The organism is Mycobacterium sp. ACS4054, from assembly GCF_001667275.1.
Lineage (GTDB): Bacteria > Actinomycetota > Actinomycetes > Mycobacteriales > Mycobacteriaceae > Mycobacterium.
Genome location: NZ_LZHV01000064.1, coordinates 1 through 13014 on the forward strand (window position 1 = coordinate 1; position 13014 = coordinate 13014).

Consider the following 13014-nt stretch of genomic DNA (forward strand, 5'->3'; position numbering starts at 1 on the left):
CCCGAATACACCGCCACCGGCTACCGCGCCCCCACCACCCCCACCGAGGAAATCCTCGCCGGCATCTACGCCCAAGTCCTCGGCGTCGAGCGCGTCGGCATCGACCAATCCTTCTTCGACCTCGGCGGCGACAGCATTTCGGCGATGCGCCTGATCGCGGCCGTCAACACCGACCTGGACGAATGCCTTTCGGTCCGCGCCATTTTCGAGGCGCCCACGGTCGCGCAGCTGGCCCCCCGGATCGGGGAGAGCGGGGGCGGCCTGGAGCCGTTGACGGCCGGTCCCCGGCCCGCCGTGGTTCCGCTGTCGTTCGCCCAGAGCCGGCTGTGGTTCCTCGACCAATTGCAAGGCCCGTCACCGGTTTACAACATGGCGGCGGCCATGCGGTTGCGCGGCCGGCTCGACGCCCCGGCCCTCGGCGCGGCGCTGGCCGACGTCATCGCCCGCCACGAGAGCCTGCGGACCGTGTTCACCGCACCCGAGGGAACCCCGCAGCAGGTGGTCATCCCCGCGGAGCGAGCCGATTTCGGCTGGCAGGTCATCGACGCCGTCGGCTGGTCGTCGGGCCGGCTGGACGGGGCCGTCCGGGCCGCGGCCCGCGAGACCTTCGACCTGGCGACCGATATCCCGTTGCGCGCCTGGCTGTTCCGCGTCGCGGACGACGAACACGTGCTGGTCGCCGTGGTGCACCACATCGCCGCCGACGGCTGGTCGTTGCGGCCCTTGGCCGCCGACCTGGGCATCGCGTACGCCAGCCGGTGCGCGGGCGAGGCACCCCGTTGGGCCGAATTGCCGGTCCAGTACGTCGATTACACGCTGTGGCAGCGCGGCCAGTTCGGCGATCTGAAGGATCGCGACAGCCGCATCGCCGCGCAGCTTGCCTACTGGGAAAAGACCCTGGCCGGCATGCCGGAGCGGTTGCAACTGCCCACCGACCGGCCCTACCCCCAGGTGGCGGACCAGCGCGGGGCCACGGTGGCCATCGACTGGCCGGCGGATCTGCAGCAGCAGGTCGCCGCGGTGGCGCGCGAACACAACGCGACCAGCTTCATGGTGGTGCAGGCCGCGCTGGCGGTGCTGCTGTCCAAGGTCAGCGCGAGTAACGATGTGGCCGTTGGCTTCCCGATCGCCGGGCGCCGCGACCCCGCGCTCGACGACCTGGTCGGGTTCTTCGTCAACACCCTGGTGTTGCGGGTCGACCTGAATGAGCTGGGCGGCGACCCCACCTTCGCCGAGCTGCTGGACCGGGTCCGCGCGCGCAGCCTGGAGGCCTTCGAACATCAGGACGTGCCCTTCGAGGTGCTGGTCGAACGGGTCAACCCGACCCGAAGCCTGACCCATCACCCGCTGATCCAGGTGATGCTGGCGTGGCAGAACTTCGGTGGGCAGGACAACGACCCCGCCACCGGGCTCGCGCTGGGCGACGTCCGCGTCAGCTCGATACCGCTGGACACCCAGGTCGCCCGCATGGACCTGACGTTCTCGCTGGCCGAGCGCTGGACCGAGGCGAGCGAGCCCGCCGGGATCGGCGGGCGAGTGGAGTTCCGCACCGACGTGTTCGACGCGGACAGCATCGGGACGCTGGTCGGGCGGCTGCAGCGGGTGCTGACGACGATGACCACCGATCCCAGCCGGTCCGTGTCGTCGGTCGACCTGCTCGACGCGGCCGAACACGCCCGGCTGGACGAGATCGGCAACCGGGCGGCGCTCACCGCGCCGAAGACCGCGCCGGTGTCGATCCCCGAGTCCTTCGCCGCCCAGGTGACCCGCACGCCGGACGCGCCGGCGCTGGGCTGCGGCACCCGCGAGTGGACGTATCGCGAGCTCGATGAGTCTTCGAATCGGTTGGCGCACTTGCTCATCGAGTACGGCGCCGGCCCGGGACGCACCGTCGCGCTGCTCTTCGACCGATCCGCCGAGGCGATCGTGTCCATCCTGGCGGTGCTCAAGACCGGGGCGGCCTACCTGCCCATCGACCCCGCGCACCCCGCGGCCCGCATCGGCTTCATGCTCGCCGACGCCGCGCCCGTCGCGGCGATCACCACCGCCGAGCTGGCCGACCGGCTGGGCGAGCACGACGTGCTCGTCATCGAAGCCGACGGCCCGGCCGTCGCCACCCGGCCCGCCGCGGCGTTGCCGGCACCCAGCGCCGAGGACATCGCCTACCTGATCTACACGTCGGGGACCACCGGGGTGCCCAAAGGCGTTGCGGTGAGCCACCGCAGCGTGACCCAGCTGATCGCGTGCGCGGACGCGAACCTGCCGGAGGGCGGCGTGTGGTCGCAGTGGCACTCCTACGGCTTCGACGTCTCCGTGTGGGAGATCTTCGGCGCGCTGTTGCGCGGCGGGCGGCTGGTGGTGGTGCCCGACGCGGTGGTGCGGTCCCCGGAGGACCTGCACGCCCTGCTGATCGCCGAGCGGGTCAGCGTGCTGAGCCAAACCCCTTCTGCCGCAGCCATGTTGGATCCAGAGGGGCTGGAGTCCGCCACGCTGGTGGTGGCCGGCGAGGCCTGCCCGACCGAACTGGTGGACCGGTGGGCGCCCGGGCGCGTGATGATCAACGCCTACGGACCGACCGAGGCCACGGTGTACGCGGCGATCAGCGCGCCGCTGAGGGCGGGCAACGGCGTGGTTCCGATCGGTTCTCCGGTGGCCGGGGCGGCGCTGTTCGTGGTGGACGAGTCCCTGCGGCCGGTGCCGCCCGGGGTGGTCGGCGAGCTGTACGTGGCCGGCGCCGGGCTGGCCCGCGGGTATTGGCGACGGGCGGCGCTGACCGCGTCGCGGTTCGTCGCCTGCCCGTTCGGCGGGCCCGGGGCGCGCATGTACCGCACCGGTGACCTGGTGTGCTGGGGCACGGACGGGCAGTTGCAATACCTGGGCCGGGCCGACGCGCAGGTCAAGATCCGCGGCTACCGCATCGAACTCGGCGAAATCCAGGCGGCGCTGGCCGACCTGGACGGGGTGCGGCAGGCGGCCGTCATCGCCCGTGAGGACCGACCCGGGGACAAGCGCCTGGTCGGCTACGTCACCGGGTCGGCGGATCCCGCCGAGGTGCGCGCCCGGCTGGCCGACCGCCTCCCCGCCTACATGGTTCCCGCGGCGGTGGTGACGCTCGACGCGCTGCCGCTGACGCCCAACGGCAAGCTCGACGGCCGTGCTCTCCCGGCGCCCGAATACCGCGACGCCGAGCGCTACCGCGCCCCGAGCACCCCGGCCGAGGAGGTCCTGGCCGGCATCTACGCGCAGGTGCTCGGCGTCGAGCGGGTCGGCGTGGACGACTCCTTCTTCGACCTGGGCGGCGACAGCATCTCGTCGATGCAGGTGGTGACGCGGGCCCGCGCCGCCGGCCTGACGTGCCGGACGCGCGACATCTTCGTCGAGCAGACGGTGGCCCGGTTGGCCCGCGTGGTCGGGGTGGCCGACGGCGACGCAGGCGTGACCGACCAGGGCACCGGCGACCTGCCCGCGACGCCGATCATCCGCTGGCTGCAGGGGGTCGACGGTCCCGTCGACCAGTTCAACCAGACGATGGTCGTCGAGGCCCCCGTCGGCGCCGGGCAGGCCGACGCGGTGGCGGTGTTGCAGGCCCTGCTCGACCGGCACGCCATGCTGCGGCTGCGCGCCGACGCGAACTGGTCCCTGACGGTGCCGGAGGCCGGCGCCGTGCGCGCCGCCGACCACCTGCGCGCGGTCGACGCGCTGTCCGACGCGGCGATCCAGGCGGCGCGGTCGCGGCTGAGCCCGGCCGACGGGGTGATGCTGAGCGCGCTGTGGGTCAGCTCCACCCGCCGGCTGGTGCTGATCATCCACCACCTGGCCGTCGACGGCGTGTCATGGCGAATCCTGTTGGAGGACTTGAACATTGCCTGGGCGCAGCGCCGTGGCGGGCAGCCGGTGGCGCTGCCGCCGGGTGGCACGTCGTTCGCCCGCTGGGCCGCGCTCCTGGGCGAGCACGCGCACGCGCCGGCCGTCGTCGCGCGGGCCGACGCCTGGAAGCGCATCGCGGCGACCCCGCCCGCGCTGCCGGCGGTGCGCCCCGACGCGGACACCTACGAGACGGCCGAGCACCTCTTGGTGCGGCTCGACGTGGAGACCACCCGCACGCTGCTCGGTGAGGCGCCGGCGGCCTTCCACGCCGGCGTCAACGACATCCTGTTGATCGGTTACGCGCTGGCGTGGGCCGAGTTCCTGGGCCCCGCCCTTCCTGGCGGAGCGCCGGTCGGCATCGACGTCGAGGGTCACGGGCGGCACGAGGAACTGGCCGCCGGCGTGGACCTGTCGCGCACCGTCGGCTGGTTCACCACCAAGTACCCGGTGTCGCTGGCGGTGGGCGAATTGCCTTGGGCGCAAGTGGTTTCCGGTGACCCGGCGCTGGGGGAGGTGCTCAAGGCGGCCAAGGAGCAGCTGCGCGGCATGCCGGATCCGCTGACCTACGGGCTGCTGCGCTACCTGAACGCCGACGTCGACGTGGACGGCTCCGACCCGCCGATCGGCTTCAACTACCTGGGCCGGCTGGGCGGCGCCGCGGCCGAGATGTCGGACGAGCTGTGGCGCATCTGCAGGGATGGCTCGGCCATCACCGCCACCAGCACGGCGGTCCCCATGCCGCTGATGCACACCGTCGACCTCAACACGGGAACCGCCGACGGCGAGGCCGGCCCGCAGCTGCACGCCAACTGGACGTGGGCGCCCTCGGCGCTGGACCGCGAGCAGGTCACCCGGCTGAGCCGGCTCTGGTTCGAGGCGCTGACCGGGATCTGCGCCCACGTGCGCGGCGGCGGCGGGGGGCTGACCCCGTCGGACATCCTGCCCGCCCGGCTGGACCAACGGCAGATCGACGAGCTCGAGCGCCTCGACGCCGTCGCCGACGTGCTGCCGTTGACCCCCCTGCAGCAGGGCCTGCTCTTCCACGCCACCACCACGCGGGCGAGCCACGACGACCTGTACGTGGTGCAGCTGGACATCGGCGTCACCGGCCCGCTCGACCCCGACCGGCTGCGCGAGGCGGTGCAAGCGGTGGTGGAGCGACATCCGCACCTGGTGGCCCGGTTCCGCGACCAGTTCGACGAGCCGGTGCAGGTCATCCCCGCCAAGCCGGTGATGGCGTGGCGGTACCTCGAGCTCCGGGGCGCCGACGAGCGCGTCCAGGAACTCTGCGCCGCCGAGCGCGCCGCGGTCTACGACCTGGCCGACCGGCCGGCGTTCCGGGTGGCCATGATTCGCACGGCCGAGAACCGGCACCGGCTGGTGCTCACGATTCACCACATCGTGCTGGATGGCTGGTCGGTGCCGATCCTGGTGAACGAGACCTTCGCCAGCCTCACCGGGCAACGGTTGGCCCCGCCCGCGCCCTATCGCCGGTTCGTCACCTGGCTGGCCGGGCGCGACCCCGACGCGGCGCGGGCGGCGTGGGGGGAGGTGCTCGCCGGCTTCGACACCCCGACGCTGGTCGCACCGCCGACGAAGCTGGAGCCGGGCGCCCGGGGCCTCACGACGTTCGCGGTGCCCGCCGAGACCACCGCCGCGCTCGCCGAGCTGGCCCGGTCCTGCCAGACCACGGTCAGCACCGTGCTGCAGGCCGCGTGGGCGCAGCTGCTCACCTGGCTGACCGGCAACTACGACGTCGCGTTCGGCACCACCGTCTCCGGCCGGTCGGCCGAGGTGGTGGGCGCCGAATCGATGGTCGGCCTGCTGATCAACACGATCCCGGTGCGCGCCCGCATCACGCCCGCCACCACCACCCGGGAGCTGCTGGACCAGTTGCAGGGCGCGCACAACGAGACGCTCGACCACGAACACCTGTCGCTCAGCGAAATCCACCGGATGACCGGTCACGAACGGCTTTTCGACACGCTGTTCGCGTACGAGAACTATCCGCTGGAAACCTCCGCGATGGCGGTCAACCACGAGCTGTCCATCACCGACTTCAACATGTTCGAGCGCAACCATTACCCGTTGACGATGCAGGCCGCCCTGTCCGGCGACCGGCTCGGACTCCGGGTTGAATACGACGCGGGCCTGTTCGACGCGGGCGCCATCGACGCGCTGACCCAGCGGCTGCAGCGGGTGTTGGTGGCGATGACCACCGACCCCGCCCGGCGGCTCTCCTCGGTCGACCTGCTGGACGCCCCGGAGCACACGCACCTGGACGGGATCGGCAACCGGGCGGTGCTGGCCCGGCCGGCCCCCACCCCGGTGTCGATCCCCGAGATGTTCGGCGCGCAGGTCGGCCGCCGGCCCGACGCCGTCGCGGTCGGCTGGGACGACCTGTCCCTGACGTACCGCGAGCTGGACGACGCGTCGAACCGGCTGGCGCACCTGCTGGTCGCCGAGGGCGCGGGCCCGGGACAGTCGGTGGCCCTGCTGTTTTCCCGCTCGGCGCAGGCGATCGTGGCGATCCTGGCGGTGCTCAAGACGGGCGCGGCGTACCTGCCGATCGACCCGGCGGCCCCGGCCGCCCGGATCCGGTTCATGCTCACCGACGCCGCGCCGATCGCCGCCATCACCACCGAAGGGTTGCGGTCGCGGCTGGACGGGCGCGACGTCCGGGTCATCGACATCGAGGACGCGCGGAGCGCCGGCTACCCGCGCACCGCGCTGCTGGCGCCCCCGGCGGACGGCGTCGCCTACCTCATCTACACCTCCGGGACCACCGGCGTGCCCAAGGGCGTGGCGGTCACCCACCAGAACGTGACCCGGCTGATCGGCTCGCTCGACGCCGGCCTGCCGGCCCCCGGCGTGTGGACGCAGTGCCATTCGTACGCCTTCGACGTGTCGGTGTGGGAGATCTTCGCCCCGCTGCTGCGCGGCGGGCGCGTGGTCGTGGTGCCCGAGTCGGTGGTGCGCTCACCGCGGGACTTCCACGCCCTGCTGGTCGACGAAGGGGTCAGCGTCCTGACCCAGACCCCGTCGGCGGTCGCGGCGCTGGACCCGGCCGGTCTCGACGGGGTGGCGCTGGTGATGGCCGGTGAGGCCTGCCCGGCCGAGGTCGTCGACCGCTGGGCGCCGGGGCGGGTGATGGTCAACGCCTACGGCCCCACCGAGACCACGATGTGCGTGGCGATCAGTGCCCCGCTGGTGGCGGGGTCGGGTGTGCCGCCGATCGGCTCGCCGGTGGCGGGCGCGGCGCTGTTCGTGCTCGACGCCTGGCTGCGGCCGGTGCCGCCCGGGGTGGTCGGCGAACTCTACGTGGCCGGCACCGGCGTGGCCGCAGGCTATGCCGGGCGGGCCGGGCTGACCGGGTCGCGGTTCGTCGCCTGCCCGTTCGGCGAGCCAGGGGCGCGGATGTACCGCACCGGCGACCTGGTGCTCTGGCGGGCCGACGGCCAGCTCAGCTATGTGGGCCGCGCCGACGAGCAGGTCAAGATCCGCGGCTACCGCATCGAACTCGGTGAGGTCCAGGCGGCGCTGGCCCGGTTGGACGGCGTCGAGCAGGCGGTGGTGATCGCCCGCGAGGACCGCCCCGGAGACAAGCGGCTGGTCGGCTACATCACCGGAACGGCCGACCCCGCCGAGGCCCGCACCGCGCTGGCCGGGCGCCTGCCGGTGTACATGGTGCCCGCCGCCGTGCTGGGGCTCGATGCGCTGCCGCTCACGCCCAACGGCAAACTCGACACCCGCGCCCTGCCCGCGCCCGAGTACACCGGCCGCGGATACCGGGCGCCGTCGAACGCGACCGAGGAGATCCTGGCCGGCACCTTCGCCCGGGTGCTCGGCGTCGAGCGGGTGGGCGTGGACGACTCCTTCTTCGACCTGGGCGGCGACAGCATCTCGGCGATGCGGTTGATCGCCACGCTCAACGCCGACCTGTCCGTGGACCTGGCGGTGCGCACCCTGTTCGACGCGCCCACGGTGCGAAGCCTGGGCCGGCGGCTGGTCACGGACTCCGGTGCCACCCCGGACGTCGTGCCGGTGCAGACCCTGAAGCGCGGCGCCGGCATTCCGGTGTTCTGCATCCACCCCGCGGGCGGCATCAGCTGGCCGTACCAGGTGCTCGGCAACTACCTGGACTGCCCGATCATCGGGATACAACAGGTGCCGGAGCCCGCAGAAAGCGAAGCCCGGTCAATCCGGGAGCTGGCGGAAACCTACGCCGACAGGCTGCAGCGCGTGTACCCGTCCGGTCCCTACAACCTGCTCGGCTGGTCGTTCGGCGGCGTCGTCGCCCACGAGGTCGCGATCGCGCTGCAGCGCCGCGGGTGCGACGTCGCCCGACTCATCCTGCTCGACGCCCAGCCCGCCGTCGGCGACGGCGTCGTCCTGCCGGACGCGCTGGCCGAACACCACCCGGACGCCTCGCGATCCAGGCGGGTCGTCGACCTGCTCACCGACAACGCCCGCAAGAACGCCGACTGGTACCGGGCGCACCGGCCCGGTGTGTTCCGCGGCAACATCACCGCCTTCGCCGCCACGGCGGACGGCGGCGACCGCGCCGCGTTCCTGGCGTCCTCGTGGCGGCCGTATGTGTCCGGCGAGATCCTGACCTACTCGATCGAGTGCGCGCACGACGACATGCTGACCAACGATTCGGTGGGGCTGTACGGGCAGCGGCTCAGGCATCTGCTCGTGCTCGCCGAACGGCGGCTCGAATTGGCCCACGACGGCCAGCACGCGTCGCGGGACGACAAGCGTCCCGGGGAGCGAGCCGGCTGACTAGTTGCCGACGGCGGCCCTGTGCTGGGGGCAATAGGACGCCACCGAGGCGCCGAGCAGGTAGCCGGCCTCGCGCGCCGACAGGTCGGTGGCCCGCACGACGTTCAGCACCAGCGAGGTCGGCGTCTTGCCCTTGTCGAGCCCGGCACACAGGTTGTGCCCGGCGGCGATCGCGGCACCGCGATCGGTGAAGACGATCCCGCTGCGCTGAATCTCCGCGATGAACGCGTCATCGTTTTGATCGGCGGACGCGGGCGCCGCGAAAAGCAATCCGGCCCCCGCAAGCGTCACCGCGCCGACAAACACTCGCGTCAAGGTCTTCCTCAAAGTGGCCACCGCGCTCCCTGCCATAACGGTGGCTGAACATTAACCAGGACCGGGGCACCCTTCGCGCCGGCGTTGATCGCGCCACCTCACATAAATGGGGCCCACTGGGCCCGGAAAATGGGTGGTCACCCCCGGAAGGCGCCCGGGTCCGGGCCGGCGGCGGAGCATCGAAAAGGCTTGCGCCGCCTGCAGTCCCGTTCACCGGCGGCGCTGCGCGCCTCTCGGCGACGAGACAACCCGCTCGGGACGGACGGCGACGGCCGGACCGCGCGACCGCGAACGGCGAGAGCAGAGCGCAACCAAGATTTAACAGGCGCGGTGTAACCCGCCCGCGGCATCCGCTTTGCCGCCGACACCGCCGCGGACCGGACCGCCGCACCGACGCATTTCACAGTGGCCGTTAGGGCGCGCCGCGACCGCCTTCGGTATGGTCCAAGGAGTGTGCGGAGTCACCGGGGAGGTACGGCTCGACGGGCGGGTCCCCGACGTAGCAGCGGTGTCCGCAATGGCCGCCGTGATGGCCCCAAGGGGCCCCGACGCGTCGGGCGCCTGGTCGCAGGGGCGTGTCGCGCTCGGCCACCGCCGGCTCAAGATCATCGACCTGAGCGAGGCCGGCGCCCAGCCGATGGTCGACTCGGAACTGGGTCTGGCCATCGCCTTCAACGGCTGCATCTACAACTACAAGGAGCTGCGCCGCGAACTCAGCGGGCACGGCTTCCGGTTCTTCTCGCACAGTGACACCGAGGTGCTGCTCAAGGCCTACCGCCACTGGGGCGACGACTTCGTCAGCCACCTGCACGGCATGTTCGCCTTCGCCATCGTCGAACGCGACAGCGGCCGGGTGCTGCTGGGCCGCGACCGGCTCGGGATCAAGCCGCTCTACCTGACCGAGGACAGCCACCGGATCCGGTTCGCCTCGACCCTGCCCGCCCTGCTGGCCGGCGGCGGCGTGGACACCCGCATCGACGCGCAGGCGTTGCACCACTACATGACGTTCCACTCGGTGGTCCCGGCGCCGCTGACCATCCTGCGGGGCGTCCGCAAGGTGCCGCCCGCGTCGCTTATCGCCATCGAACCCGACGGCCGGCGCACCACCACCACCTACTGGACGCCCGACTTCACCCGGCGCGCCGACCGCGCCGGCTGGTCGGAGAGCGACTGGGAGGACGCGGTGCTGGACGCGCTCCGCGTCGCGGTCAAGCGCCGGCTGGTGGCCGACGTGCCGGTCGGCTGCCTGTTGTCCGGTGGCGTCGACTCCAGCCTGATCGTCGGCCTGCTCGCCGAGGCGGGCCAGCACGGCCTGATGACCTTCTCCATCGGCTTCGAATCCGCCGGTGGCGTCGAGGGCGACGAGTTCCGGTGGTCCGACATCATCGCCCAGCGCTTCGAAACCGACCACCACCAGATCCGCATCGGCACCGACCGGATGCTGCCCGCGCTCGACGGCGCCATCGGCGCGATGAGCGAGCCGATGGTCAGCCACGACTGCGTCGCCTTCTACCTGCTCAGCCAGGAAGTGGCGCGCCACGTGAAGGTCGTGCAGTCCGGCCAGGGCGCCGACGAGGTGTTCGCCGGCTACCACTGGTACCCGCCGATGGGTTCGCCGGCCGCGGCGTCGCTGCAGGGTTCGGTGGCCGAATACCGGGGCGCCTTCTTCGATCGCGATTCGGCGGAGCTGGCGGGCCTGCTGGGCCCGGGCATCATGGCGGCGGACGACCCCAGCGAGCGCTTCGTCACCGAGCACTTCGCCCGCGCCGGCGCCGAGACGGGCGTCGACCGGGCGCTGCGGCTGGATACCACCGTGATGCTGGTGGACGACCCGGTGAAGCGCGTCGACAACATGACCATGGCCTGGGGCCTGGAGGGCCGGGTGCCGTTCCTGGACCACGAGTTGGTCGAGCTCGCGGCGACCTGCCCGCCGGAGCTCAAGATCGCCCACGAAGGCAAGGGCGTCCTCAAACAGGCGGCGCGGCGGGTGATTCCGTCGGCGGTCATCGACCGGCCCAAGGGATACTTCCCCGTTCCGGCGCTGACCCACCTTGAGGGCCCCTACCTCGACATGGTGCGCGACGCGCTCTATGCGCCAGTTGCCAAGGAGCGCGGCCTGTTTCGCACCGAGGCGGTCGACGCCCTGCTGGCCGATCCCAACGGCAAGCTGACCCCGTTGCGCGGCAACGAACTCTGGCAGATCGCCCTGCTCGAACTCTGGCTGCAGCGGCACGGCATTTCGGGCCCCGTGGCATGACCTTCATCGATCCCTCCGGCGACCACACCGAGGCGATCACACTCGGCCTGCACGACGCGTCACCGCCGGAGCTGGTGGAGGCGATGGCTAAGGATGTCGAGCTCGAATTGGGTTGGGGTCGACTGATTTTCGGCCAGACCTTCGCCGATGCCCACCAGCTGGTGGAGGCGCTGCGGCGGGAGGGGCCCGGGCGCCGCGACATCTGCATCTACGCACGCGAATCCCACGTCGTGGTCGCCGAAGCGCCCACCGAGCTTTTCATCGACCCCAGCCACACCTATCGGCTGCGGTTCACCGAGTCCACCGCCGAGGAGCTGGCGGCCGCGCCGCTCGGCGTGACCGTGCGCACGCTGAACGACCCGGTCGACGCCGACGCGATGAACCGCGTCTACGTGCGCTGCGGAATGGTCCCGGCCGGCGTCGACGTCATCTGGAACAACCATCTGAACGTGCCGGCGGTGACCTACCTGCTGGCGGTGCGCGACGCCGACGGCGCGGTGGTGGGCACGGTGACCGGCGTCGACCACGAGCTGTTGTTCTCCGACCCGGAGCAGGGATCGAGCCTGTGGACCCTGGCCGTCGACCCCGCGGCCGGCCTCCCCGGCATCGGGGCGGCGCTGACCCGGGCCCTGGCCGAGCGCTTCCGCGACGCGGGCCGCGCCTACATGGACCTGTCCGTCGCGCACGACAACGCCGCCGCCATCGGCCTGTACGAGAAGCTCGGCTTCGTCCGCGTTCCGGTGCTGGCGATCAAGCGCAAGAACGCGATCAACGAGCCGCTGTTCAGCCCGCCGCCCGAGACGGTCGACGACCTCAACCCCTACGCCCGGATCATCGCCGACGAGGCGCTGCGCCGCGGCATCTGGGTCGAGGTGCTCGACGCCGAGACCGGCGAGATGCGGCTCACCCACGGCGGCCGCAGCGTCGTCACGCGCGAATCGCTGTCCGAATACACCTCGGCGGTGGCCATGTGCCGCTGTGACGACAAGCGCCTGACGCGCCGCCTGGTTTCGGAGGCCGGGATCACGGTGCCCCGCGCTCGGCTGGCCACCTTCGACGAGGGCGACTACAACTTCCTCACCGAGGTCGGCGAGGTGGTGGTGAAACCGACCCGCGGCGAGCAGGGGAAGGGCATCACGGTCGGCGTGACCGCCGACAACGGCCCCGAGGACCTGGCCGCCGCGCTGGCCCGCGCCCGCCAGCATTACCCGGACGTGCTGATCGAGCAGCGGGTGCAAGGCGACGACCTGCGGCTGGTGGTGATCGACGGCCGGGTGGTGGCGGCGGCGCTGCGGATGCCGCCCGAGGTCATCGGCACGGGGGAGCACAGCATCCGCGACCTGATCGCGGCCGAGAGCCGGCGGCGCTCGGCGGCCACCGGCGGCGAGTCCCGCATCCCGCTCGACGACCTCACCGAGGCGACGGTCGCCGAGGCGGGCTGGTCGCTGGACGACGTGCTGCCCCAGGGCAGCCGCCTGCGCGTGCGCCGCACCGCCAACCTGCACCAGGGCGGAACCATCCACGACGTCACCGCCGTGGTGAACCAGGAGTTGTGCCGGGTCGCGGTGACGGCGGCCGAGGCGATCGGCATCCCCGTGACGGGCATCGACCTGCTGGTGCCCGACGTCACCGGCGCCGAGTACGCCTTCATCGAGGCCAACGAGCGACCGGGGCTGGCCAACCACGAACCCCAGCCCACCGCCGCGGCTTTCATCGACTTCCTGTTCCCCGGCCACCCCGGCCAGCCGGCGGCCTGGACCCCCGAGGAGTCGCGCGCCGACCGCGGTTGA

4 protein-coding genes are annotated in these 13014 nt (G+C 72.2%); 3 read left to right on the plus strand and 1 reads right to left on the minus strand.

The window, feature by feature from the left end; genetic code table 11:
- Positions 1-8652, plus strand: an 8652-nt coding sequence (locus A5730_RS20850) for a non-ribosomal peptide synthetase (protein ID WP_156745878.1), incomplete at its 5' end; no start/stop codon positions are given.
- Here the strand turns inward: A5730_RS20850 and A5730_RS20855 are convergent.
- Positions 8653-8958, minus strand: coding sequence for a DUF732 domain-containing protein (locus A5730_RS20855; protein ID WP_231994743.1), 306 nt, complete (start codon positions 8956-8958; stop codon positions 8653-8655).
- Positions 8959-9418: 460 nt separating this feature from the next.
- Here A5730_RS20855 and A5730_RS20860 point away from each other — a divergent pair, with 460 nt between their 5' ends.
- Entirely contained in the window at positions 9419-11224 is a 1806-nt protein-coding gene (locus A5730_RS20860; protein ID WP_067904707.1) for an N-acetylglutaminylglutamine amidotransferase, read from the plus strand.
- The gene (gene ngg / locus A5730_RS20865) at positions 11221-13014 is read left to right on the plus strand and encodes an N-acetylglutaminylglutamine synthetase (RefSeq protein ID WP_067904710.1); all 1794 of its coding nucleotides are present in this window, start codon (positions 11221-11223) and stop codon (positions 13012-13014) included. Before A5730_RS20860 ends, ngg begins: the two co-directional genes overlap by 4 nt.

Bases quoted from the DNA above. Each gene is read 5' to 3' on its own strand.
- ngg (WP_067904710.1), top strand. From the start codon at position 11,221: ATGACCTTCATCGATCCCTCCGGCGACCACACCGAGGCGATCACACTC.